The 23,673-nt window shown below is 37.3% G+C and carries 25 protein-coding genes; 3 read left to right on the top strand and 22 right to left on the bottom strand.

The window, feature by feature from the left end:
* Positions 1 to 108: 108 nt before the first annotated feature.
* The 6 genes from ACIQ1H_RS07820 to ACIQ1H_RS07845 all read right to left on the bottom strand — a co-directional run bounded on the left by ACIQ1H_RS07820 (position 109) and on the right by ACIQ1H_RS07845 (position 4,654).
* Positions 109 to 540 carry a hypothetical protein gene (locus ACIQ1H_RS07820; protein WP_402887832.1) on the bottom strand — a complete coding sequence of 144 codons (432 nt, stop codon included), beginning with the start codon at positions 538 to 540 and terminating at the stop codon, positions 109 to 111.
* 297 nt (positions 541 to 837) lie between these two features.
* Positions 838 to 1,182 (bottom strand): DMT family transporter, encoded by a 345-nt coding sequence (locus ACIQ1H_RS07825; protein ID WP_402887834.1) that lies wholly within the window; start codon positions 1,180 to 1,182, stop codon positions 838 to 840.
* Positions 1,183 to 1,194: 12 nt separating this feature from the next.
* Positions 1,195 to 1,521 (bottom strand): DMT family transporter, encoded by a 327-nt coding sequence (locus ACIQ1H_RS07830; protein WP_172771203.1) that lies wholly within the window; start codon positions 1,519 to 1,521, stop codon positions 1,195 to 1,197.
* Positions 1,518 to 2,060: a TetR/AcrR family transcriptional regulator gene (locus ACIQ1H_RS07835; RefSeq protein WP_402887836.1), complete on the bottom strand. Its 543-nt coding sequence runs from the start codon at positions 2,058 to 2,060 to the stop codon at positions 1,518 to 1,520. Before ACIQ1H_RS07835 ends, ACIQ1H_RS07830 begins: the two co-directional genes overlap by 4 nt.
* 130 nt (positions 2,061 to 2,190) lie before the next feature.
* Complete coding sequence (locus ACIQ1H_RS07840) at positions 2,191 to 3,705, bottom strand: ABC transporter permease/substrate-binding protein (RefSeq protein WP_402887837.1); 1,515 nt, start codon at positions 3,703 to 3,705, stop codon at positions 2,191 to 2,193.
* Positions 3,698 to 4,654, bottom strand: coding sequence for an ABC transporter ATP-binding protein (locus tag ACIQ1H_RS07845; RefSeq protein WP_402887839.1), 957 nt, complete (start codon positions 4,652 to 4,654; stop codon positions 3,698 to 3,700). The genes ACIQ1H_RS07840 and ACIQ1H_RS07845 overlap by 8 nt, the downstream gene beginning before the upstream one ends.
* 377 nt (positions 4,655 to 5,031) lie before the next feature.
* On the opposite strand from ACIQ1H_RS07845, the gene ACIQ1H_RS07850 reads away from it, so the two are divergent.
* Positions 5,032 to 5,790 (top strand): glucosaminidase domain-containing protein, encoded by a 759-nt coding sequence (locus ACIQ1H_RS07850; protein WP_402887841.1) that lies wholly within the window; start codon positions 5,032 to 5,034, stop codon positions 5,788 to 5,790.
* A 95-nt stretch (positions 5,791 to 5,885) separates the two neighbouring features.
* Here the strand turns inward: ACIQ1H_RS07850 and ACIQ1H_RS07855 are convergent, their stop codons facing one another.
* The 10 genes from ACIQ1H_RS07855 to ACIQ1H_RS07900 form a co-directional block, all read right to left on the bottom strand.
* Positions 5,886 to 6,701: an NlpC/P60 family protein gene (locus ACIQ1H_RS07855; RefSeq protein WP_402887842.1), complete on the bottom strand. Its 816-nt coding sequence runs from the start codon at positions 6,699 to 6,701 to the stop codon at positions 5,886 to 5,888.
* Positions 6,698 to 7,483, bottom strand: a complete 786-nt coding sequence (locus tag ACIQ1H_RS07860) for a serine hydrolase (protein ID WP_402887844.1) — start codon at positions 7,481 to 7,483, stop codon at positions 6,698 to 6,700. Before ACIQ1H_RS07860 ends, ACIQ1H_RS07855 begins: the two co-directional genes overlap by 4 nt.
* 7 nt (positions 7,484 to 7,490) lie before the next feature.
* Positions 7,491 to 8,420: a S66 peptidase family protein gene (locus ACIQ1H_RS07865; RefSeq protein ID WP_402887846.1), complete on the bottom strand. Its 930-nt coding sequence runs from the start codon at positions 8,418 to 8,420 to the stop codon at positions 7,491 to 7,493.
* Positions 8,417 to 9,364: an ATP-binding cassette domain-containing protein gene (locus ACIQ1H_RS07870; RefSeq protein ID WP_402887848.1), complete on the bottom strand. Its 948-nt coding sequence runs from the start codon at positions 9,362 to 9,364 to the stop codon at positions 8,417 to 8,419. Before ACIQ1H_RS07870 ends, ACIQ1H_RS07865 begins: the two co-directional genes overlap by 4 nt.
* Complete coding sequence (locus ACIQ1H_RS07875; protein ID WP_402887850.1) at positions 9,354 to 10,415, bottom strand: ABC transporter ATP-binding protein; 1,062 nt, start codon at positions 10,413 to 10,415, stop codon at positions 9,354 to 9,356. Before ACIQ1H_RS07875 ends, ACIQ1H_RS07870 begins: the two co-directional genes overlap by 11 nt.
* Before the next feature lie 12 nt (positions 10,416 to 10,427).
* Entirely contained in the window at positions 10,428 to 11,402 is a 975-nt protein-coding gene (locus ACIQ1H_RS07880; RefSeq protein ID WP_402887852.1) for an ABC transporter permease, read from the bottom strand.
* Complete coding sequence (locus tag ACIQ1H_RS07885) at positions 11,402 to 12,346, bottom strand: ABC transporter permease (RefSeq protein ID WP_402887854.1); 945 nt, start codon at positions 12,344 to 12,346, stop codon at positions 11,402 to 11,404. Before ACIQ1H_RS07885 ends, ACIQ1H_RS07880 begins: the two co-directional genes overlap by 1 nt.
* A gap of 142 nt (positions 12,347 to 12,488) precedes the next feature.
* Positions 12,489 to 14,315, bottom strand: coding sequence for a peptide ABC transporter substrate-binding protein (locus tag ACIQ1H_RS07890; RefSeq protein WP_402887856.1), 1,827 nt, complete (start codon positions 14,313 to 14,315; stop codon positions 12,489 to 12,491).
* 147 nt (positions 14,316 to 14,462) lie between these two features.
* Entirely contained in the window at positions 14,463 to 15,257 is a 795-nt protein-coding gene (locus ACIQ1H_RS07895) for a M55 family metallopeptidase (protein WP_402887858.1), read from the bottom strand.
* Positions 15,254 to 15,991 (bottom strand): M15 family metallopeptidase, encoded by a 738-nt coding sequence (locus ACIQ1H_RS07900; RefSeq protein ID WP_402887860.1) that lies wholly within the window; start codon positions 15,989 to 15,991, stop codon positions 15,254 to 15,256. Before ACIQ1H_RS07900 ends, ACIQ1H_RS07895 begins: the two co-directional genes overlap by 4 nt.
* A gap of 305 nt (positions 15,992 to 16,296) precedes the next feature.
* Between ACIQ1H_RS07900 and ACIQ1H_RS07905 the strand changes: the two genes are divergently transcribed.
* Entirely contained in the window at positions 16,297 to 16,752 is a 456-nt protein-coding gene (locus ACIQ1H_RS07905; protein ID WP_402887862.1) for a hypothetical protein, read from the top strand.
* A gap of 44 nt (positions 16,753 to 16,796) precedes the next feature.
* On the opposite strand, the gene ACIQ1H_RS07910 is transcribed toward ACIQ1H_RS07905, so the two are convergent.
* Both ACIQ1H_RS07910 and ACIQ1H_RS07915 read right to left on the bottom strand, forming a co-directional pair.
* Positions 16,797 to 17,855 carry a P1 family peptidase gene (locus ACIQ1H_RS07910; protein ID WP_402887864.1) on the bottom strand — a complete coding sequence of 353 codons (1,059 nt, stop codon included), beginning with the start codon at positions 17,853 to 17,855 and terminating at the stop codon, positions 16,797 to 16,799.
* 28 nt (positions 17,856 to 17,883) lie between these two features.
* Positions 17,884 to 18,573, bottom strand: a complete 690-nt coding sequence (locus ACIQ1H_RS07915; RefSeq protein ID WP_402887866.1) for an aspartate/glutamate racemase family protein — start codon at positions 18,571 to 18,573, stop codon at positions 17,884 to 17,886.
* A gap of 389 nt (positions 18,574 to 18,962) precedes the next feature.
* On the opposite strand from ACIQ1H_RS07915, the gene ACIQ1H_RS07920 reads away from it, so the two are divergent.
* Positions 18,963 to 20,360 (top strand): alanine/glycine:cation symporter family protein, encoded by a 1,398-nt coding sequence (locus ACIQ1H_RS07920; RefSeq protein WP_402887868.1) that lies wholly within the window; start codon positions 18,963 to 18,965, stop codon positions 20,358 to 20,360.
* Between the two features lie 114 nt (positions 20,361 to 20,474).
* Here ACIQ1H_RS07920 and ACIQ1H_RS07925 read toward each other — a convergent pair whose 3' ends face one another.
* The 4 genes from ACIQ1H_RS07925 to ACIQ1H_RS07940 all read right to left on the bottom strand — a co-directional run bounded on the left by ACIQ1H_RS07925 (position 20,475) and on the right by ACIQ1H_RS07940 (position 23,400).
* Complete coding sequence (locus tag ACIQ1H_RS07925) at positions 20,475 to 21,005, bottom strand: DUF1572 family protein (protein ID WP_402887870.1); 531 nt, start codon at positions 21,003 to 21,005, stop codon at positions 20,475 to 20,477.
* A 133-nt stretch (positions 21,006 to 21,138) separates the two neighbouring features.
* A complete protein-coding gene (locus tag ACIQ1H_RS07930; RefSeq protein ID WP_402887872.1) occupies positions 21,139 to 21,789 on the bottom strand; it encodes an amino acid ABC transporter permease in 651 nt (216 codons plus the stop codon).
* Positions 21,790 to 21,851: 62 nt separating this feature from the next.
* Positions 21,852 to 22,661 (bottom strand): transporter substrate-binding domain-containing protein, encoded by an 810-nt coding sequence (locus ACIQ1H_RS07935; protein ID WP_402887874.1) that lies wholly within the window; start codon positions 22,659 to 22,661, stop codon positions 21,852 to 21,854.
* Complete coding sequence (locus ACIQ1H_RS07940) at positions 22,642 to 23,400, bottom strand: amino acid ABC transporter ATP-binding protein (protein ID WP_402888574.1); 759 nt, start codon at positions 23,398 to 23,400, stop codon at positions 22,642 to 22,644. Before ACIQ1H_RS07940 ends, ACIQ1H_RS07935 begins: the two co-directional genes overlap by 20 nt.
* Positions 23,401 to 23,673 lie beyond the last annotated feature (273 nt).

Here is a 23,673-nt window from a genome sequence, read left to right on the forward strand (position 1 = left end):
ATCTTCCTTTCTATAGATTCTTTCTATTAAATTCAGATTACGCAGCTTGCATATGGACAGATGCTCTAGTTTTTCAATTATTTTAGTAGTTTTACTATAGGACATTTCTTACCACTTAGGCTCAATGATGAATTTCTTTTTTAATAAATCAGGATTTAATAACTGAATTGCTGAAATACTGCCTAGCTCAATGGACTTTTCTGTAGTTGTTCTTTCGAGTCGTACAACATCGGCAATTGAGTTCGTTTCATTGCCTTCATAATCATAAGCTCGTAACAGTGAAATTGTTCCTCGGCAACGCTCCTTATCCACTTCTTCAATACGGAAATATTCTGTTTCAAATTGTTTAACAGTATCTATTAATCGTAAATGTGCTCCATTGTGCGTTATTAAAAAAAAGGGAATGGTATCACTACCAACGATTTTTACAAGAAGCTGACCATAATATTTCGAATGAAAATTTGTGATTATATCTTGAAGTGCTTTTATATCGTATAGCGCTTCACTTACAAAGTGGGTTCTTCCTTTTTCAACACTCATTGTCCCCAGCCCCATCCTGTTCCATTTTCGCAATGTATTATTACTCGAACGATAGCAAAATATTTATTTGTCCTTTCTCGTTATAATATGTAGGTTATCGAAATATGACGACATAATTTAGCAGATAGCATTAAAAAATAACGGCGTTTTACATAAAAAAAAGAATGCTAGGAGTATACCTAGCATCCTTCACAATATCGAAAGTAATTTCGAAGCGCTTTTCCCGCGAAAGTACCCTAATTCCGCGATTTTAAGCGATTATTCCGCGGTTCGAAGCACTTTTTCCGCGAAGGCACTTTAATTCCGCGATTCTGGTACGACTTGTTGATTTCCTTGATTAAGTAAGATTACACCACCGATAATTAATGAAATGCCAATTGCTGTATAAAGATTAAAAATATCGCCCCAAATAACAATGCCTATAACAACTGTTAAAGCTGTCCCAACACCAGACCAAATTGCATAGGCTAAACTTAATGGCAAAGTTTTTAAGCATAAGGACAAGCAATAAAAAGAAATGCCATAACCGAATGCAACGGCGATGGATGGCCCAACTACGGTAAAGCCTTCAGATAGCTTAAGCATTGTAGTCGCAAATACTTCACAGACAATAGATATAGCTAAAATTATATACCCTTTCATTCTAAAATCCCCCTAATGGCTACCGCCAGCGATGTTTAAAATTACCACCCCGATAATAATTAAAAATATACCCGCAAGCTTTTTAACATTAAAATATTCTTTATACAGTACAACGCCTACAACAGCTGTTAACGCTGTGCCTAACCCTGCCCATATTGCATAGGCTGTGCCGATTGCTAAAGATTGCAAGGTTAATGATAGAAAATAAAAAGCTGCGCCATAGCCTATGACAACACCGAGTGAAGGTAACAGCCGCTTAAATCCCGCAGTGAGTTTCAACATAGAGCTAGCAAAAACTTCAGAAACTATAGCTATGAATAAATATCCTAATGCACTCATGTTTCATCATCCTTTCTTGTCATTTGCAATAATTGGTCAAAAACACTGTCTGTTACTTCTTGTGAAACTGGTGCAATATTTAATAACTTTGAATAATACAAACCATCAATTGTTAAGCGAATCATATGAACGATCGATGAATCAAGACCATCGTCCAACAGACTTTCAAGCAATTGCTCATAGGCAATAGAAATCGAGTTATCATCATCGTGGATAATTTGAATGGCGATATTAATCCAAGCTCCCTTTTCATAATCTTGTTGTGAAGCTAAGATGAATCCCCTTGTACGTTTACCAGTACCATACTCCAGCTCAGTTAGTGCTTCAAAAGAATCTACAAATTCAGTCATTATAGTTTGTGCAATAGCCGAATACAGCTCATCCTTTGTTTTAAAATGATACAGGAGTCCTCCCTTACTGATGCTTGCTTTTTGGGCAATTTTGTCCAAAGTTAAAGTATGTACATCATGTTCCTTTAAAAATTGGAGCGACGCTTGGATAATGTGAGAGCGTTTTAAATGTGCTTTGGATGTCATCATATCCCTCCTTATAATCTATCAGAAAAAACCGTCTGGACGGTCTTTTTATTGTATAAAAATAAAGGAAGTATCGTCAACAAACAAACCCCAAATAGTATGCACTATTTGGGGCTTTGTCAATTTATTCAGATTACAGTAATCCTGCATTTTCTAAAAATGTCCGTGCTACATCTTCTACACTTTTTCCTTCAACGTTTACTTGATAATTCATTTCACGCATTTCGTCATCTGTTATTTGATTGGCAAGCTTGCCTAACACCTGTTCAAGCTCAGGATACTTGTCGAGTGTGTCCTTTCTTAACAATGGTGCTCCTTGATATGGTGGGAATAACTGTTGATCATCTATTAATACAGTCAAATCATATTGTCGTAACTCGCTATCAGTTGAATAAGCATCTAATAAATCAATATTGCCCGATTGAATAGCTTGATATCTAAGCTTTGGTTCCATTGTCGTAATAGAAGCAATATTCATGTCATAGCGCTTTTGAATACCTAAATAACCATCCTCACGATCATTAAACTCCAACGTAAACCCTGCTTTTACTGTATTTTGAATTGCTTTAATATCTGATATTGTTTTTAAATCATAGTTTTCCGCCAGTTGTTTTGAAACGGCCAATGCGTACGTGTTGTTGTACTGCATTGGCTGGAGCATAACCATATCAAATTTTTCCAGCATGCCTTCTTTTGCCTGTTTATAAACATCTGCTTGGTCATTATTTACTGCTTGCTCTTTTAAAAATTCCGCTATTGCTGTACCTGTAAATTCAGGATATATATCAATACTCCCCGATTTAAGCGCATTAAAGACAAAGGAAGTTTTACCGAGCCCAGGTTTTAATTGCACATGTAAATCTGTGTCATTTTCAATTAATAATTTGTACATATTAATCAATATTTCTGGCTCAGAGCCTAGTTTACCTGCAATCACTATGTCCTCTTTGTCATTATTATTAATGAGTGGCATGACAATTAACACGATTGCTGCCACACAAATCGCACTTAATGCCATAACTGTTCTTTTGAAAGATAGTGATTCTAGCTTTTTCAATAGATAATCAAACACTAGTGCTAAAATAGCAGCTGGTACAGCACCTAAAATGATGAGGGATGCATTATTACGGTCGATACCAAGTAAAATAATATCCCCTAATCCACCAGCACCGATTAATGCTGCAAGAGTGGCGGTTCCGACTATTAGCACCATCGCTGTCCGAATACCTGCCATTATTACAGGCATCGCAAGTGGTAGTTCTACCTTCACTAATCTTCTTGTTGTATTCATTCCCATCGCTAATGCCGCTTCCTTTAAAGATGGGTCTACTTCATTTATGCCCGTAAATGTATTGCGTAAAATAGGAAGTAGCGCATAGACAACAAGAGCAATAATAGCAGGAGTTTTGCCAATTCCAAGCAACGGAATTAACAAACCTAATAGCGCTAATGAAGGTATCGTTTGTAATGCTGCACTAATCCCAATAACGCTTTCTGCTATTTTCTTTTTATTCGTTAAATAAATTCCAAGTGGAATCGCAATAATTACTGCAAAAAATAGCGCAATAAATGAAATTTGGACATGCTCTATTAATGATGCAATGAGCTGTCCTTTGCGTTCATTTAAGACGTCAAAAAAATTAGTCATTTCCTTCACCTCGTTCTGAGGCTAAAAATTGTAACACCGATTGCCTAGTAATAACGCCAATAATTTCAGTTCCATTCTTGACTACAACACATTCTAGTTGAGCTAATTGCTGAAGAATACTTTGTAAGGAATCTTCGACGGCTACACTATAGTTAACATAATTTTGATGTTCCTCTTTAGCAAATGGTTGTATTACTTGTTGAATGGTAAATACACTGAAGGGATCATCCTTTAGTCCAATAAATTTTTGGACAAAATCATTCACTGGATTTTGAATAATGTCTTGGGGCGTGCCAATTTGGACTATTTCCCCATCTTTCATCACACATATCCGATCCCCGAGCTTCAACGCTTCTTGCATATCATGAGAAACAAAGACGATTGTTTTTTGTATCGCTCGTTGAAGCTCTAACAGATCGTCTTGTAATTTTGTACGACTTATTGGATCTAGTGCACTGAAAGGCTCATCCATTAATATAATTTCAGGATCTGCGGCCAAGGCACGAATCACGCCAACCCGTTGCTGTTCACCGCCCGAAAGTTCCTTTGGCTTCCGCTCACTATATTTATCTGGTTCAAGCCCTACCATTTCTAATAATTCATGAACGCGTTGCTGGATTGCTGTCGTACTCCATTTTTTCATTTCTGGGACAACCGCAATATTTTCTTCTATTGACATATGCGGAAAAAGCGCAATTTGTTGGAGCACATAACCAATATTCCATCGTAGTTCATGTATGTTATAATCACTAATTCTTTTTCCGTTAATTCGTATTGTTCCTTCAGTTAAATGAATTAATCGATTAATCATTTTAAGTAACGTTGTTTTTCCACAACCACTAGGGCCTATAATGACAAAAAATTCTCCTTTCTGGATTTCAAGATTAATGGAATTTACTGCAACTTGGTTGCTTCCATATGTTTTCGTAACATTCTCAAATGCAATCATTTTCTAAGCTCCTTATTCATGAAAAGTTCTCACTTGTTTTGATATTTTAACTAGCATCGTTCGTCTCTCCAGTATATCTTTCCACATTCTAAAGAAGATAAACTGCCAAAAGCTTACGGACTTAAATTTTACCTTTAATTTTAACAAATACCATAAATATGAAATATAAATTTATATAGTATACGATACTTCAATATCGTAACAAACGCACATATAACGAAACTTTTTCATATTAAAGTTCGTTCTATTAATAATGAAATTAGTAAAAACCGATGCTTTTTATTGTCTAGTTGTTTTACAATAATAAGAGAGTCATTTATTTTTTAATGGAAAAGAAAGGAGGAAGGTGTTGCTCATATTCAACATCTATACACTACATGAGATTTTTAAAAAAACTATTCATTGGAATGATTGTCATAGCATCTGTAATCGGTATTTCTACTTATATGATGATTCAGCTATTTAAGCCTGCAGATACACCCTTACAAGAGTATGTAGATGAAGGTCCTAGTGTTGAAGAATTCATTGGCTCCATTGCAGAAACTGCAAGACAGCTCGGTGCAGAAAATGACTTATATGCGTCTGTCATGATTGCACAAGCCATTTTAGAGAGCAAGCAAGGGCAAAGTGGTCTTAGTTCTGCTCCGAATAACAATCTATTTGGCATGAAAGGCAAATATCAAAACGATTCCGTAACACTTGAAACATTTGAGGATGATGGCTCAGGTAATTTAACAACTGTGATGGCTGAATTCCGCAAATATCCTTCCTATGAAGAATCCATGAAGGATTATGTCCGTTTACTTCGCAACGGTGTATCCTGGAACCAAAACTTTTATAATGGTGTCTTTAAAAGTAATACTAAGTCCTATTCAGATGCAACAAAGTTTTTAACTGGCTCGTACGCAACGGATTCATCATATAATGAAAAACTAAATGAATTGATTGCTAAGTACGACTTACAACAATATGACAGCCCTGTAAAAAACAAAAAAACGATAACAGTCGCGGATGGTGACTCTCTTATGCATATCGCTCAGGCCCATAATGTTAAAGTTACATCTATTAAGCAATGGAACCAGCTTCGCACAGATTCTATTGAAGCGGGGCAGCAATTAAATATATATCAGTATTGAGTAATTAAACGCTATTTTCAATAGGTACACATGCTTTGAGGTATTCAACCGTTCGACAGTTGAATACCTCTTTTTATATTGTCCATTTATAGCGCTTAATAAAATATACTTCCAACTCCAGTAATTGTCGTTGCTAAATCATCACGATAGAGTGCATGCTGTTTATCGAGACTATTAATATTAACCTCGTTGCCCCCGAGTGATGAATGGACATAAAGGGACTGACCTAAGTACATTGCAACATGACCTGGGAAAAATAAAAGATCGCCTTTTTGCATGCCGTCAAATGCTATTTCCTTAATGGGAAAACCTTCAACGATTTTTGCATCTCGGAAAATGGTCACACCATTTAACATATAAGCGATCGAACATAAACCAGAACAATCAATGCCAAGCGGTGACTTTCCTCCCCATCGATATGGTGTTGCTAAATAGCTAAGTGCTGTTTGCACGACATTTTCTCGGAACGCATGCTCCTCAAGGCTATTTTCTGCGACTTTTGGATGCAGCCATTGTTGACGTAAATACCCTAGTTCTCCCGTTGCCAATTGAATAACCGCCCATTCCTTATTTAACGCCTCATTAGCAATGACTTGCACTATTGACCCTTTTACTAATGTCATCATTTTCGAGCTTTGAATTTTCGGTTCATGTAACACATCTGCAAAGCGTTGATTAATAACCTGTTGCGCATTTAGAACCCAAGCATTTGTTTTTAAATCGTCCATGAGCAAATGCTTTTTTTCACAATAGCCTTCATAACGGTAGGCCGTTTCAATGCGGACCCAATTGGTCGCTAGCTCCTCAATAATATGAACAGGCATGCCATAAAAGACTTCGTCAATCAGCTCAGAAGCGCTATCTGGTTTAGCATGTAGATTGGCAATCATTGTGATGACAATTGCATTCATGTCGCCTCTCCTTTCTGTCTAATCAGTGTGTCAAAAACAGCCTTCGATAGATGACCTATTATTTGGCGCGCGATATCATTTTCAGTAACTTCTGTCATAAATACGCCAATACCATAATCTTGAACGTCACTGTAGACTATCCCTACATCATGGTCAACGCTATCAAGACCACCTGTTTTATGGGCTATTTCTACATCATCGGCTATATACCTTCTTAAAGATTCATGAAAACGCTGGCGGCACAAAATATCAATGACAAGCTGACTAAACTCTGGATTTAGTAAGTTTTTTGCATAAATTCGACTAAAAAGATGTGCCATATCTCGCGCACATGTAATATTATCTACACCATTAGCAAGTCGTTCGAAGTCCATCATTTTTCGTTGCACTTGTGTATGGTTTAGGCCAATTTGTCGACAAAACAAATTAATTACATCCATACCGATAAAATCTATTAATACATTCGTTGCTGTATTGTCACTTGTTGTAATCATCCATATTAAAAGTTCATTAATCGTACTTGTCGTTATTTTTTGTTCGCTAATTACACTAAAATCGACCCAGTCCTCACGACGTATCGTTATTATTTGATGTAATGATTCATGGTGATTTTGTAAATAATCTAAAACAGCAATAAGTATTGGCACCTTAATTAAGCTTGCACTAGAGAATGGCTCATCTAGACGTTCTGTAATAATGAACTGATTCGTCTTAAAATCTTTTACAAACATATGCACTTTGAACGGCGCGTCATCTATTATGTGTTGAATCGTCTGTTGCATCGTTCACCTACCCTATAACTTTTATTTTTTGCGTTTCTGCATGTACAGTAATTGTTCGCCCTAGAGGAAGTGACATTGTCGGTAAGCAGTGACCACAGGCAAGGTCCATTAAAATTGGCTTCTTCAATGGTACTAAAATCTCCTCAAAAATAGTGTTTAGTGATAAGCTACGTTCGGGGTGCTCTGGATGATCTGGTCCGCAATTTGTCCATGCCCCTAGTAACAATCCTTGTGCTTCATCGAGCTTACCAGCTAATTTCAACTGTGTCAGCATGCGATCCACACGTTGCTCGCTCTCATCTATATCTTCTAAAAATAAAATTTTATCCTTAGTATCAATTTCATATGGTGTGCCTAGTGATGCCGTTATCAGTGTTAAATTGCCACCAACAAGCTGTCCTGTCGCCTTTCCCGTAACGAGAGTTGTCATTGGTTGGTGGGGAGGATTTAGCAGCAGGCAGTTGTTATCTGTTGCCATCACTTGCTTCATAAAGGAATCCCACGTAAATTGATCCATGTTTTGAGCAATAAATTCTGTTGATGGCATCGGCGTATGGTAAGTAACAAAGCCACATTTTTGATTAAAAGCGATATGTAATGCCGTCACATCGCTATAACCTGCAAATACCTTTGGGTTATTTTTAATCATTTCAAAATCAAGTCTTGGTAAAATTTTTGTAGCCCCGTACCCTCCTCGTATACAGAAAACGCCATCCACTTGCGGATTACGGAACATTTCATTCACATCATGCGCACGAAGTTCATCTGAACCTGCTAAATAACCATGTCTTGCACGACACGTTTCACCCACTATTACGTTAAAACCGAGTTTTTCAATACTATCAATTGCGGGGTATAGCTTTTCTGGTGGCGTAGCACCTGAAGCACTGATCAGTCCGATTGTATCCCCTTTAGATAAAGCTTTAGGTCGAATCATTCACTAACCTCCACTTTTTTAGATGTACGATAATTTTCGATTTCCTCTTCGTTCGCTAATACAAAATGCCCTTTCTCAATTTCCACAAATGACGGCGGTGACTTTTCATATCGGTGCTGTAATGGATTATAAATTTCTACTACCTTTGCCCGCTCCTTATACGGATTTGGCTCAGGCACTGCTGATAGCAATGCACGCGTATACGGATGTATTGGATTAGTAAAAAGCTTTTCTGTTTCAGCTAGCTCGACAATATTCCCTTTGTAAATGACGGCAGTACGATCCGTAATAAATCGTACGATTGATAAATCATGAGCAATAAATAAGTATGTTAAGTTATTTTTTGCTTGTATGTTCGACAGCAAATTAAGTACTTGCGCCCGAATTGACACGTCCAATGCAGAAATCGGCTCATCTGCAATTATAAATTCTGGCTCCATCACTAAGGCACGGGCAATCCCAATACGTTGACGCTGACCACCAGAAAATTCATGTGGAAAACGACTAGCGAATTCAGGCAATAGGCCAACATTTAATAGCGCATTTTGTACTTTTTGTTGACGGTCAGCCTCATCTTTAAAATTTTTCGTATTTATGAGACCTTCTGAAATAATATAGTCGACCTTTGCCCGTTCATTGAGCGATGCCATCGGGTCTTGAAAAATCATTTGTATTTTTTGCGTAATTTCACGGTCCCAACTTTTAGTGATTTTGCCGTTAATTTTCTTGCCATGATACAAAATTTGACCACCCGTGACTTCATTGATGCGCATAATGGCACGGCCAATGGTCGTTTTTCCTGAGCCCGATTCACCCACTAAGCCGAATGTTTCGCCTTTATAAATGTCAAAACTCACATTGTCAATTGCGATAAACTTATTTTTCCCTTTGCCAAAAATAATGTTCAAGTTTTTCACTTCGACTAATACTTCTTTATTGTTCATTGGCATACAGACTCCCTTCTTCAAAAAACGCTTGTAGCGTTGCGGGAGGTTCTACTTTTGGTGCACGAGGGTCTAATAACCACGTACGAGCGTAATGTGTTTCGCTAACTTGAAAAAATGGAGGACGTATCTCGTAATCAATCTTTAAGGCAAATTGATTACGCGGGGCAAAAGCATCTCCTTTAATTTCTTTAAAGAGGTTTGGTGGGGTCCCCTTAATAGAATAAAGCTGTTCCCCTTTTAACCCGAGCTGTGGTAATGAAGAAATAAGTGCCCATGTATATGGGTGTTTACCGTTAAAAAATACTTCATGTGTGCCACCAACTTCGATCACATCCCCTGCATACATCACAGCGACACGATCCGCTACTTTTGCTACAACGCCTAAGTCATGTGTAATATAAACAGTTGTCAGTCCGTATTTTTGCTGCAAATTTTTTAAAAGCTGTAAAACTTGTGCTTGAATGGTTACGTCCAGTGCCGTCGTCGGTTCATCACATATTAAAATTTTCGGTTTGCAAGCAAGTGCAATCGCGATAACAATACGTTGGCGCATTCCTCCTGAAAATTCATGTGGGTATTGTTTATAGCGTTTCTCTACATCATAAATTCCGACGTCTGTTAATAGTTTGAGTGTTTCGTCATAAGCACTTTTGCCTTTTAGCCCTTGGTGTAACACAACACATTCCTCAATTTGTTTGCCGATTGTTTTTAATGGATTCAAAGATGTCATTGGGTCCTGTGTAACAATGGCGATTTCTTTACCACGGATATTCAACCACTGCTGTTCCGTTTTAAATTGTGCTAAATCCATATCGTTGTATAAAATTTGCCCTTGCTCGACAGTGCCATTTTTATCGAGTAGGCCCATAATTGATTTCATAAGCACTGATTTACCTGAACCCGATTCTCCAACAATGGCAAGACTTTCACCTTTATATAGATCAAGTGAGATACCTCGAATGGCTGTGAGTACTTGACCACGTAGTGTAAATGTAATGACTAAATTTTGAATCGCTAAAATACGAGATTTTGTTTGCTCCACTGCCATTTCATTTCCCCCCTACACATGATTTTTCGGGTCTGCTGCATCTGCAAATGAGTTACCAATAATATAAAATGCTATCGTAATAATGCTTAGTACAATACTGGGGAAAATTAACTGATATCTTAAGTCAGGTGACATCATAAGGACACGACCTTCATTAATTAAATTCCCTAGTGAAGGCTCACTAATGGGTAAACCTAAGCCAATATATGTTAAAAATACTTCTGCACCAATTGCAAATGGAATCGCCAGACTCATCCGAAGCATGATGACAGAAATTAAGTACGGGAGTAGATTTTTTATAATAATTCGATAATCAGGTGTGCCCAAGCATTTGGATGCTAAATTGTATTCGCGATCTCGTAAAATAACAATCTGATTACGGATAAAACGCGCCATTTCTACCCAACCAGTAATGCACATGGCAATAATAATGGTCGAAATGCTCGGACGTAATATATAGGACATTAAAATGAGAACAATCGTTGTTGGAATATTATCTACTACGTTATAAAGCTGAGTAATCAGCATTTCTAATTTTCGAGAGAAGCCCCATAATGTGCCGATTGTAATTCCCACAACCGCTTCCACTAATGCGACAACACAGCCTATCATTAACGATGTCCTTGTCCCTGCCCAAATACGAGACCATAAATCCTGCCCAATCGAGTTCGTGCCAAACCAAAATTCAGCGTTTGGTGCAATATTACGTGCCTGTAATCCCGTTTGTTCATCAAGATATATTTCGGTCGGTGAATTTTGAGCTGGTAAATAAGGCTGCAACATGGTGAAAGCTACAATGATACAAACGATTATTAATAACAAGACAGCCATGCGGTTTTTCAAAAAAGATTGCCAAGTAGAACGCCAATAAGAATAGTTGGAGTATGCTGTTTCTTCCGCTTGACGATCACTCGCTTCAAAAAATTCAAAAAGCTCTGCACGAGATTTGTCTGAAATATTATCTATCTCTTCGGTATAAATGCTCATTAGCGCACACTCTCCCCTTTCCCTAATTTAATGCGTGGATCAACAAGCGCCATGGCGATATCACCTAAAATTAAACCGATAATTCCTAGTGATGAAAAAACAAGCACTAAGCCTTGTACAATCGTATTATCCTGCCGTTGGATAGCATCAACGAGCAGTCCTCCCATGCCTGGAATAGAATACAATGATTCAATATAAATTGAGCCAGTGATAGTAAAAAGGATTGTTGCTGGCAAATATTGCGCCATCGGAATAAAGGCATTTCGCAATACATGACTAAACATCAGCGTGCGCTCTTTCACTCCTTTTGCACGTGCTAGCTTAATATAATCTTTGTTTAGTTCATCGACCATATAACGGCGCATCCACATCGCATAGGAAGCAGTCGGTGCTAACGCCATTGATGTTAGTGGTAATAGCCAAGTAATTGGCCTGTATTCATCAAAGAGCATTGGTAAATGAAAAATATCGGTAATATACATTTGGATTACTAAGTAATACACTGCTGCTGGTACAGCTACGACAAAAACAATGTAGCCAGTCCCTAGCCGATCTAACCATCGCCCCTTCATTTGAGCCATGAGAATACCCAGTGGCACACCGATAAGAAGCGATAAGACGACAGCCCCTAATCCAAATAACAGTGAATACGTTATTTTATCGGAAATAATTGTGACAACAGGTACATCCGTACGATATGTAACGGATTTGCCTAAATCACCATGCATTAAATCCGCATAAAAATGCCCCAATTGCACAGGCAACGGATCACGTAACCCTAAACTCGTTAAATAGGTTTCCTTTTGAGCTGGTGACATTTTCTCTGCCGCTGCCCCTAAATACCCTTCTTCAGGCATTAATCGTAGTAATGAAAACACAATTGTAATAATAATAAACAGTGTGAAAACGGATTGTAATAAACGCTTTCCTACATACCACAACATATCGAAGCCCTCCCCTCTATTTTGATAAGCGTACAAAGCATGAAGGAGATGCCGAATCAGCATTTTCGGTCATCTCCTCTTTATTGAAAAATCACCACTTATTGCAAACCGATGAAATCATGGCAATGATTATTTCACTCTTTTATTTTGTTGCATTGGTTAATGCATTTGCCCTTTCCTGCTCCCACTGTGCCAACGCTTCCTTAAACTCATCATTACTCATTGGTTTTTCTAACACTTTTTGCCCTTTAAACTTCTCTGCTGTCACACCAAATGGTGAATATTGAGCTTCAAATGGATTTAATTTTGAAGCGACATAACCGCTTCCACCAACGGCGTACGGAATGACAAAGGCTTCATCAATTAAGAAAGCTTCTGCTTTAGCAAATAGGTTATAGCGTGCTTCCGTATCAATCGTCGCTTTCGCTTTATCTAATAAATTCAAGTAGATTGTTTGACCATTTGCTTCTGTATATCCTTCCGCTAATTCTGGCTTATTGTAAGTGCCGTCCACGCTGAAAGGCTCTGTATATGTGGATGGATCCGCATAATCTGGCCCCCAGTTTGCTTCGATTATTGCAAATTTACCAGGACGTCGAACTTCTGATAAGAAGCCTGTCGATGGACCTGCTTCTACGATAATATCAACATAGTCGGCACCTAATAATTTTTCAATTTGTTGTTCAATGACTTGTGTACGATTTGCCCAATCTGGCATCCCAGAGTTGTATGGCATTAATACCTTTACTGGGAATGTCGCCTTCCCTTCCAGTGCAGTCATTGCTTTTTCTTTAAACTCTAATGCTAAATCTTTGTTAAAGGAATCATTACCTGAAATAGAAACTAATGGTTCTAGTTGTGTATAGTCAACACCTTCCACATCTACAAAGTTTTTCGGTGTGATTGTATTACTCAGTAAATCTTGTGGATTAAACGGTTCAACTGTTAGCATCGCTGATACACGATCAAGTGCATGGAATAATGACTTTCTGAAATCTTTATTATTGACAGCGACTTTCCAGTTATCGGGTTCATATTGCGCATCGAATTGTGGATTAAAGTTTAATGCATAGAAATACGAGTAGAAATTATTTTGAGTTTGACGTACTTGTGATTTTTTCTTATCATCATTGAACCATTCGTCAATTATGGAAGTTGGGATATCTGCTGAATCGATTTCGCCACGTAAAAACAGCTCTGGAGCAACTGTTGCCGCTTCTTTATTATATTTATAGCGAATCCGATCAATGAGCACGTTACCTTTATCCCAATATGTTTCATTCTTCACTAAAACACGCTCATTTTGAGGCTCAAATTTATCTAAAATATATGCTCCGTTATATAAGAAATTCTCACGTGTTGTACCAAATTTCTCACCTTGCTCATCTAAAAACTTTCCATTCACAGGGAAGAAACAAACATAATTTAACATCGAAAGAAAATATGGTGTAGGCGCCTCTAAAGTATATTCAACTGTCTGTTTATCAATCGCCTTGATTCCTACTTTGGAAAAATCAGTTTGCTCCCCGTTATAGAACGCTTCACCATTTTTTACAACCGTCGCACTCCATACGGTAGAGGATTCATTTTTTGCATCTAAAACATAGTGGAGGCCATCCACAAAGTCTTGTGCTACAACATCTGCGTACTCCTTACCTTCATGCGTCACCCATTTCACATCATCACGTAGCTTAAATGTCCAAACCGTTGCATCTTCGTTTGAAGACCATTCTTTCGCTATGCCTGGTTGTACGACGCCATACTTATCGTATTCAATGAGTCCATCAACTAGATTAGCAGCAACAGCAAATTCATTTGTTTCAGAAGTTTTTAAATAGTTTAATGTTTTAATTTCTCCAGAATAAACGACCCGATACTCAGATTTTTTCTCGTCTGAAGAATCATCGCTACAGGCAGCACAAAGTAAGGCGACTAGACATACTAATAGAAACCATTTCCTTTTCATCATAAGCATCCCCCTAAGCTTTTTTTATCATGAAAATCCTATTCCAATTGCCTCCGTCATCGATATTCGATTATTGTTAAAAATAGGACTACCTGCAATAGGATCTTTCACACATAAAATCGGTCCGTCTAAATCTATCCTTGTGATATTTTATGTTAAAAACTGTAATAGCCGAAGCACTTCAAAATAATCATCTGTAACGAATTCGACTGTGTTATGCGGCTTAAATGTCGCATTCGGATAAAATGAGTTTCGGTAAGCTCTTGTATGGTCACGGTAAATAATTTCCACGACAAATCTGTCGGGTAATGTCACTTGTAAGTCGGCCCGTGATACTTTCATAGATGCTTCTACAAGCCGTTTTGTTTCGCTAATTGCCAATTGGGGACTAACACTTATTGTTGCATTGCCTACCCCTTCCTTTGTGGCAAATGTTATAATGTTACGATTAAATGATTGAATCTCTTCTGTCAGCCCAACATCTCCACTGACAAAAGATACTGGAACACCATGTAAGGCAGCAGCGTACGTATTAATGAGAAATTCACTTGCATATTCGCCATTTATTTTAATATCTGCAAATACACAAAGCGTGTGTGCTAATGGATTACGCTCACTTCCACCTTTACTGTGATACCCGATGAAAATAGCACGATCGAAGCTACTATCCAGTCCAGCTACCATACACATCGGATCATATGTCCAACCGCGAATGACTTTACAATTGATAGGCAAATTCGAAATATCGATATTGCGCGCTGAATCATGGGCATCCTTCAATAAAATCTCTGTGGCACCACCAACTATCGCACCTTCAATGGCGGCCTCAACTTCCTTCGTCATCTGCTTCTGAAAAAAATGATAATCTGGTGCATTCAGTTCTGTCTCACTCCACGAAGTTGTTCCAGTAATGCCTTCAATATCTGCACTTATATAAACTTTCATAAATATCGATACTCCTTTATTAAATAATTTTCAACCTTTGCTTCAATAGCACCATAACTAGCTTCCTTAGCATTTACCCTTGTCGCCCAAGCAATATTGTGAAAATCATAATGCCACCATTCCTCAGCATAATTCGTAAATCCTGCCGCGGTCATACAGTGATACAAAAGACGGCGATGAAAACATGCTTGCCTATTTTCATCAGAATGCAGTTCAAAATAGCGCGTCGCAGATTTTTCACTCATTTCATCAAATGCTGTCCCAAGATCTAGGGCATTGCCTTTGTCATCACCGAGTGTTAAATCAATGGCTCCCCCTGTAGCATGGGGAACAAAATGTTCTTGGCCTTCGTTTGGAAAAGCAACAAACTTTAACGTTTCTTTAAAAACAGCTTCTTCTGAGAAATGAGCATTTTGAAATTGAATTTGTTTAGAAAATTTAGCAAACAAAAATTGTTGCAACTGAAGTGGACGGTATCCGTCATATAAAATAAAGCTATAGTTTTCAGGCAATAGCATTATAGCTTGCTGTAATCGCTCAAAAGCTTCTTTGCGCAAATAAATGGATTGTAAACTGCTAACAATTTGTTGTTGGTAATATATAGGCTGAGTAAATATTCTAGGGTGTAGGTTGTCAATTTTAATTAATGGCTCGAAGTTTTTTCTAATTTTAGGAGTTGATTGATTCGTCGGAGTAGCGCTCAGTTCAATTGGCTGATTAAACTTTTCTTGCATCATACCCACCTCTTTGTAGGAAACATGTAAAATTATTAGATAATTCAGTATTTTCATTGAATATTAACACACCACTTAATTGTTGACTAGATAAAAAAAGAATAATTACAAATTATTAGCTATTCTCTACTGATTACACAAATTATGCTACAAATAGGAAAATAATTAATGCATATGGCGTTTTTTTTGCTATTTTATAGTAATTTAGCGAAATTCCATATTGAAAGTTATAGAATCTAACCGAAATATATCAAATAATGGCATCGCGTTATTTACCTATAATTGTAGTTGAAAAGGAGGTACCTATGGATATAAAAGTGATGGCAGAAGTTTATCGATTAGGAATAGCAATAGGATATTTTACGGTACAAGATGTAATTGATTGGGCAGACGCTCTAATTGAAAGTCTTGAACAACCGCCAGATGAATTAATCGATATTTCATTATCCTCAAAAGCAAAACCGATTGATGTCTGTTCATTATTACATTCCTTTTATGGAAGTCCTTTCAACGATTCCCCTTTGCACATCATGCTCAGCATGCTCAGCAATGAACATACCACTTCAAACAATTTAGCTAAAGTGTCGGCAATGCTTTTTGAATTAATTGACTTTATACAGTTAGAGGATTGTTCAAAGGGGATAATAATAGATTTATTGCATTTATCAGATGCTTACTATTTAGCAAAACAAGGAATATATGGTGATCTACAAGCCGTAGAAAACGATGTTAAGAAATTTTTACAGTCCTTTAAGATTTAATGCAAAAAAGCTACTGAACACCATTGTGTTCAGTAGCTTTTCGTTCAAGTATGAAATGTATAGGCTTCTACTATATGACCGTCACGACCAGTAGTTGTTTGTGCCTGTGAAAGAGAATTTAAAATGGCCTCCTCTGTAACTTCCGCAGCTGCGATAAATAACTGATTCATAATCGGATGGTCTTCACGTAGTTGCTGTCGTGTTTCTAAATATTGATCCGTCTGATGCGAAATTAGCCTTGCTGTCGTAAAGCCAATCACTATATCACCACTACCATGTGAATAATGACTGCCTGTTCGTCCAAGTCCGATTCCACAGCGTTTAATCACACGTGTTAATTGGCGACTACTAAGTGGGGCATCCGTTGCCAGAACAATGATAATTGAGCCATCTGTTGGTGATAAAACCGAGTTACTGTGAGCATTTGGAACATTGTAGTGTTCCGTTAAAAACTCCGAACTGTGGCCAAAATTACTTAAAACGATACAACCAACTGTATAGTTGATCTCGTCATGTTGTTCCATTGTCACGATACGCGATGATGATCCTATTCCGCCTTTATAGCCGAAACAAATCATACCTTTTCCCGCTCCAACAGCGCCTTCTTCTGCTCTATCTTCAGATGCATTATGAATCGCTTTGACTGCGTGATTTGGTGTAACTGGACAAGCCCGAATAGAATTTAAATAACTATCATTACATTCCCCCACTACAAGATTAATCGTCCCTGTACTATCACCAATTTCACTATTTGTCTCTAACATATATTGCAACGTTCCTTGTGTTACAGCGGGCACACCAAAAGTATTAGTCAGCATAATTGGTGACTCAATTACCCCTAGCTCATTTACTTGAATAAGACCCGTTGTTTTACCGAAACCATTTAATACATAACTTGCCCCTGTCACTTTCTGTTGAAATAAATTTCCACCATGCGGTAAAATGGCCGTTACACCTGTACAGGCATATGCTCCGTCTTCCTTTAATCTTTCATCAAGTGTGACATGCCCTACTTGCACACCTTGCACATCGGTAATACAATTTTTTTCACCTACTGGTAACATACCGATTGTAATTCCCATTTCCCGCACTTTTTTAGTCATTTTATCGCTCCTTATCAAAAAGCCCTCTCTATTCTAGTGCCTTATCTACAGCCGCTAATGCATGAATGATAGTCGTATCAAAAACAGGGACTAAAACATCTTCTTGCTGAATTAACAATCCAATCTCAGTACAGCCTAGAATAATGCCTTGTGCACCGGACTTCACAAGATTGGCAATAACCTGTAAATAAGTTTCTTTTGAGGTTGGTTCAATTTTTCCTAAACATAATTCTTCATAAATAATTCGATTGATGACTGTTCGTTCTTCTTCATTTGGCACTATTACGTTAATGCCAGACTGTTCGATTCTAGTTTTATAAAACTCTTGTTCCATCGTATATTTTGTACCAAGCAATGCAATTGTTTGTAATCTAGCCTGTTGAATTTGAACAGCTGTTGCATCAGCAATATGTAAAATAGGTATCGTAATATTCGTCTCAATAATATCAATTACTTTATGCATTGTATTTGTACAAATGACAATAAAATCGGCACCTGCTTTTTCTAATGAACGTGCCGCTTCCCCTAATATTTCTCCTGCATTTTGCCATTGTCCATTCGCTTGATAATGCTCGATTTCTTGAAAATCGACACTATATAAAATGCACTTTGCTGAATGTAAGCCACCTAATTGCTGCTGTACCTTCTCATTAAGTAAACGGTAATACATTGCTGAAGACTCCCAGCTCATACCACCAATTAATCCAATCGTCTTCAAATGATCAACTCCTTATTTATTAAAATCCTCTTTCGCTATCTAACGTGATTTCATCATAAATTTTTATTAAAATAGAAAGAAAAAAACTACTTTCTTTGCCAATAACAGCGTTTTCCGTGAAACTTTATACTAAAAATAGTCATTTCATCTTTACTATTTATAGGTATAAAAGAAAAACCAAGTTCAATACTAAATTGAAAAGAATATTACATTTACTGTAGTCGACACCTGCTTTCCTTTACTACCATTTTACCACCATATAAATATTTACAAAATAACAATACTATTCAAAAGTTAAATATCATTTTATTATTATGAATTTTTAAAAATTTGATGTTTAATGAAAAAAAAGTGTAAAATAAAAACTTATTGAAAAAGGAGGAAGACAAATGGAATGGATTTCAAATATTGTAGATGGCACGAATAATATATTATGGACGTACCTCTTAATTATATTATTATTAGCAGCTGGATTATATTTTACGTTTGGCTCTAAGTTTGTACAAATACGTCTTTTCCCTGAAATGTTTCGTTTAATAACGGAGAAAAGAGATGGTGAATCTGGTGTTTCTCCGTTTCAAGCTTTTACAATTAGCGCGGCGTCGCGTGTAGGTACTGGTAATATTACAGGTGTTGCACTTGCTATCGGTGTGGGTGGTCCTGGTGCAGTATTTTGGATGTGGATTATTGCCATCCTCGGTATGGCTACAGCTTTTATTGAAAGTACACTCGCTCAAGTTTATAAAGTAAAAGACGGCGATACTTTTCGTGGTGGTCCTGCCTATTATATAGAAAAGGCATTAGGAAAACGTAAGTTAGGAATCGTTTTTAGTATTCTTTTAACATTGAGCTTTGGCTTTATTTTTAACGCTGTACAGTCAAATACGATTGCAACTTCTGTAGGTGAAGCATTTAATATTAGACCTGTTATTATTGGCATTCTATTAGTAGTGTTAACGGCCATGATTATTTTCGGTGGTGTACATAGAATTGTTAAATTTACACAAGTAATTGTACCTGTAATGGCCGTATTTTATTTACTCGTTGCACTATATGTCGTTGTAACAAATTTAGGTGAAGTTCCAACAGTGTTCAAGCTTATTTTCTCTCAAGCATTTGGACTTCAGGAAGCCGCTGGTGGTGCTATAGGTATAGCCATTATGCAAGGGGTTCGTAGAGGATTATTTTCTAATGAAGCTGGTATGGGTAGTGTGCCAAATGCAGCTGCAACAGCTAATACCTCACACCCAGCTAAACAAGGACTTGTACAAAGTTTAGGAGTATTTTTTGATACAATTATGATTTGTTCAGCAACTGCCTTTATTATTATTTTGGCAGGCTTATATAAAACAGGTGAAAGTGATGGCATTATCCTAACGCAAAACTCATTAGCCGTGCACGTTGGCGATTGGGCACCTTATTTTATCGCAATTAGTATTATTTTCTTCGCATTCAGCTCCGTTATTGGTAATTATTATTACGGCGAATCAAATATTGAGTTTATCAATGCACATAAAGGCTGGATGACTCTATATCGCTTTTTAGTACTAGCCATGGTAATGTTCGGTTCAGTAGCTCAAGTACAACTTGTATGGAACTTAGCTGATTTATTTATGGGGCTAATGGCGCTAATCAATATTACGGTTATTATGATTCTCGGTAAAATCGCTTTCCGAGTTTTAGATGATTTTACGCAGCAACGTAAAAAAGGAAAAAACCCTGTCTTTTACGCAAAGTCTATCCCAGGATTGAAAAATACAGATTGCTGGGAAGATGATCGAAAATAAAAGAAACGCCATCCATCAAGTTAAACTTGGTGGATGGCTTTTTAAATGCCACTTTATGTGCCTGTCACCCAAACAATTCTTAATTTTCTATCAATAATAATTTTGCCAGTTGAGCTATCCCTTTTTTATCATTGCTTCTGTGAATGCCCGCGATTGCCCTCTTGGAATACTCAATGTATTCCACTCATTTCCTTTTATTTGCTTACCTACATAGACAATTTGCCCGACATGCGAAGCATAATGTGCCATCTGTCTTTCAATAGCATCTATCACTGTATGCTGCTGTCCTCTTATTGTGACGTTGGTCAACAAATCTTCTGTTGTTAAACTCTCCAAAGCATTCAAAAATACTTGCCAGCCCTTTTCCCAAATCGCTATTAACTCTTTTTTAGACTCAATGCTATCAATAAATTCATCATCACGATTCCTTGTCGTTTTCTCGCCATCAGTTAATAAAAAGTCTGTCCATCTTGAAATCATGTTTCCACTAACATGTTTGACAATGACTGCAATACTATTTGACTCCTCATTAAAAGCCCAATGCAATTGCTCAATGTCTAATTGTGCAATTGTTTTATCACCATCCGCCTTGACTGATTTAAATCTCTCTAGAACAACGTGTAAATATGTTTCACCCATGCTCATACAAAACTACCTCCCCTTATTTGTAGCTGGTGCAATCATATTATAACAAGTGCCTGTCACCCAAACAATTTTGAATATTGCCAATTTTTTTCGGTGTCAGGCACTGTAACGTAGTCGTTGCTGCAGTTTCCCTTTAATGACGCGTCTGTAAATTCAAATGCTTCTCCATTCTATTGAAAATAAACGTAAATGCTAAAACTAATATTAAATAGAAGGCACCTGTCACCATATATGTTTCTAATGGACGATAGTTTGCACCCGCAATGGCTAATGTCGTACTCCATAAATCCGACATCCCAATATAAGCAACTAGTGCCGATTCCTTCAGTAATATAATGAATTGATTGCCTAGTGGCGGAATTGCTCTACGCATAGCTTGTGGTAAAATAACTCGACGCATCCCCAATGTTGGAGACATTCCCAATGAACGAGCCGCTTCCATTTGACCACGATCGATTGACTGAATTGCGCCTCGAAAAATTTCAGAAATATACGCACCGTTATGGACAGCTAAAGCCAATACACCCGCCCAAAAGGAAGGCAGCGTAAGGAACGAAGAAATACCAAAATATAATATAAAAATTTGAACAATCATCGGTGTACCACGGATTATCGCTAAATACACTGCCGCAAAATATTTCAGTACTTTTATTTTAGACATATTAAAAAAGGCGATAATTAACCCGACGATACTACCTAATACTAATGAACAAACCGTTACTGAAAGTGTTACCCATAGTGCATCAAAAAGCATTTTATAATTCGATTGAAAAATCTCTAACATCTATTCACCCACTCTGTTGTCTTCATTGTTGTAAGGAAACGGAGGAAAGCTTCCCCCGTTGCTCATTTACTAACTCTTTCGTCCATTAAGTTAAAACCAAACCACTTTTCACTGATTTTTGCATATGTTCCATCCGCAATAAGTTGTGCTAACGCTATATTTAGCTTTTCTTTTAATTCCTCATTGTTTTTATTCACAGCAATTGCTTGCTCATTCACTGCTAATAAATCCCCAACAGCTTTCACTGGTATTTTCGCTTCATCAATGGCAAGCTGCGCAAAAATATTATCTGCCACAACCGCATCTAAACGGCCTGTCTTTATATCCATCAATGCAGCCACATCCCCTTGTGGATATGTAATGACATTTTCTTTGGCCGTTAATTTTAACGCATCCGTTTCATAATTTGTAGCAGGCACGGCACCAATTACTTTGCCCTCTGCATCTGCTCCTGATGTAATTGTCGTATTATTTTCAGCTACAAACAGTTGTGAGCCTGAACGATAGTAAGTGTCCGTAAAGCTCACAACCTTTAAACGCTCCTCCGTGACGGTCATACTCCCTAAAATCGCATCAAATTTATCATCTAGTAGACCTTGAATAATTGATTCGAAGGGGAAAGTCATCGGGACAGGTTTCATGCCCATTTTTTCAGCTAATGCTTCTCCGAGTTCTACGTCAAATCCAACTAACTCGCCATTCTCTTTATAATTAAATGGCTTATATATTCCACTCATGGCATAAACAAATTCCTCTTGTTCAGTGCCTGACGATGCCGCTTTTTTTGGATCTTCATTTGAACTACAACCAACTAAAAGTCCTACCCCTAATGTTAAGGTTGCTAATAATGCTTTAAGCTTGAATTGCTTCATGTTTATTACCCCCTATGTGTAAAATTCTGTTTAAAAATTGTTTTGTTCGTTCATTTTTTGGGTTATCAAAAAAAGTGTCAGGATGACCTTCTTCTAAAATTTGTCCATCTTCTAAAAAGACGATATGATTTCCAACTTCACGCGCAAATCCCATTTCATGCGTCACAATAACCATTGTCATGCCGTCATTAGCAAGTTGCTTCATAACTTGTAATACTTCCCCAACTAACTCTGGATCTAATGCAGAGGTTGGTTCATCAAACAACATCACTTTTGGCTCCATCGCTAATGCACGTGCAATAGCTACTCGCTGCTTTTGACCGCCCGATAAACTATCAGGGTACATTGTCGCTTTATCTCGTAACCCTACTTTTTCAAGTAAATCATATGCATAAGCGGTTGCTGTTTCTTTTGACTGCTTTTTTACAAAGATCGGTGCTTCGATGATGTTTTCAAGAACTGTCCGATGAGGGAAAAGATTAAAATGCTGGAACACCATACCTACCTCAGCTCGAACTTTATTTAAATCCGTTTTAGTCGCATGTATGGCTTGTCCTTCTATACTGATATGCCCTTCGTCATATAACTCTAAGAAATTTAAACAACGTAACAACGTGCTTTTTCCTGAACCACTCGCGCCAATTAATACAACAACATCCCCTTGCTGTATTTGTAAATCTACTCCTTTTAAAACTTGTAAAGAGCCAAAGGATTTTTTTAAATTGTTCACTTGGATCATTGCTATCATCCTTCCTGCAAATTCGATGTCATTTGCTTTTTCATCGGTATTACTCAACTTTTATTTTCCATTATATATTTGGTCATTTTTCTACTTAATTAAAGACTCCCCCTCGTTCATTATCCCCTTGCATATTTTGTCACATATCAATTATCTGAAATTACTAAATTGCTAAATAATTAATATACTTTTAATTAAACAGTAATAATATTGTTGAAAAAAGGGCTTTTATTAGACATAATAGTATCTTTTTTTAATATGTTAGTCCCTTAC

This window comes from Lysinibacillus sp. NPDC097279 (assembly GCF_044761745.1).
GTDB lineage: Bacteria > Bacillota > Bacilli > Bacillales_A > Planococcaceae > Lysinibacillus.

Bases quoted from the DNA above. Each gene is read 5' to 3' on its own strand.
- ACIQ1H_RS07820 (WP_402887832.1), bottom strand. From the start codon at position 540: ATGAGTGTTGAAAAAGGAAGAACCCACTTTGTAAGTGAAGCGCTATAC.
- ACIQ1H_RS07825 (WP_402887834.1), bottom strand. From the start codon at position 1,182: ATGAAAGGGTATATAATTTTAGCTATATCTATTGTCTGTGAAGTATTT.
- ACIQ1H_RS07830 (WP_172771203.1), bottom strand. From the start codon at position 1,521: ATGAGTGCATTAGGATATTTATTCATAGCTATAGTTTCTGAAGTTTTT.
- ACIQ1H_RS07835 (WP_402887836.1), bottom strand. From the start codon at position 2,060: ATGATGACATCCAAAGCACATTTAAAACGCTCTCACATTATCCAAGCG.
- ACIQ1H_RS07840 (WP_402887837.1), bottom strand. From the start codon at position 3,705: ATGACTAATTTTTTTGACGTCTTAAATGAACGCAAAGGACAGCTCATT.
- ACIQ1H_RS07845 (WP_402887839.1), bottom strand. From the start codon at position 4,654: ATGATTGCATTTGAGAATGTTACGAAAACATATGGAAGCAACCAAGTT.
- ACIQ1H_RS07850 (WP_402887841.1), top strand. From the start codon at position 5,032: ATGAGATTTTTAAAAAAACTATTCATTGGAATGATTGTCATAGCATCT.
- ACIQ1H_RS07855 (WP_402887842.1), bottom strand. From the start codon at position 6,701: ATGAATGCAATTGTCATCACAATGATTGCCAATCTACATGCTAAACCA.
- ACIQ1H_RS07860 (WP_402887844.1), bottom strand. From the start codon at position 7,483: ATGCAACAGACGATTCAACACATAATAGATGACGCGCCGTTCAAAGTG.
- ACIQ1H_RS07865 (WP_402887846.1), bottom strand. From the start codon at position 8,420: ATGATTCGACCTAAAGCTTTATCTAAAGGGGATACAATCGGACTGATC.
- ACIQ1H_RS07870 (WP_402887848.1), bottom strand. From the start codon at position 9,364: ATGAACAATAAAGAAGTATTAGTCGAAGTGAAAAACTTGAACATTATT.
- ACIQ1H_RS07875 (WP_402887850.1), bottom strand. From the start codon at position 10,415: ATGGCAGTGGAGCAAACAAAATCTCGTATTTTAGCGATTCAAAATTTA.
- ACIQ1H_RS07880 (WP_402887852.1), bottom strand. From the start codon at position 11,402: ATGAGCATTTATACCGAAGAGATAGATAATATTTCAGACAAATCTCGT.
- ACIQ1H_RS07885 (WP_402887854.1), bottom strand. From the start codon at position 12,346: ATGTTGTGGTATGTAGGAAAGCGTTTATTACAATCCGTTTTCACACTG.
- ACIQ1H_RS07890 (WP_402887856.1), bottom strand. From the start codon at position 14,315: ATGATGAAAAGGAAATGGTTTCTATTAGTATGTCTAGTCGCCTTACTT.
- ACIQ1H_RS07895 (WP_402887858.1), bottom strand. From the start codon at position 15,257: ATGAAAGTTTATATAAGTGCAGATATTGAAGGCATTACTGGAACAACT.
- ACIQ1H_RS07900 (WP_402887860.1), bottom strand. From the start codon at position 15,991: ATGCAAGAAAAGTTTAATCAGCCAATTGAACTGAGCGCTACTCCGACG.
- ACIQ1H_RS07905 (WP_402887862.1), top strand. From the start codon at position 16,297: ATGGATATAAAAGTGATGGCAGAAGTTTATCGATTAGGAATAGCAATA.
- ACIQ1H_RS07910 (WP_402887864.1), bottom strand. From the start codon at position 17,855: ATGACTAAAAAAGTGCGGGAAATGGGAATTACAATCGGTATGTTACCA.
- ACIQ1H_RS07920 (WP_402887868.1), top strand. From the start codon at position 18,963: ATGGAATGGATTTCAAATATTGTAGATGGCACGAATAATATATTATGG.
- ACIQ1H_RS07925 (WP_402887870.1), bottom strand. From the start codon at position 21,005: ATGAGCATGGGTGAAACATATTTACACGTTGTTCTAGAGAGATTTAAA.
- ACIQ1H_RS07930 (WP_402887872.1), bottom strand. From the start codon at position 21,789: ATGTTAGAGATTTTTCAATCGAATTATAAAATGCTTTTTGATGCACTA.
- ACIQ1H_RS07935 (WP_402887874.1), bottom strand. From the start codon at position 22,661: ATGAAGCAATTCAAGCTTAAAGCATTATTAGCAACCTTAACATTAGGG.
- ACIQ1H_RS07940 (WP_402888574.1), bottom strand. From the start codon at position 23,400: ATGATCCAAGTGAACAATTTAAAAAAATCCTTTGGCTCTTTACAAGTT.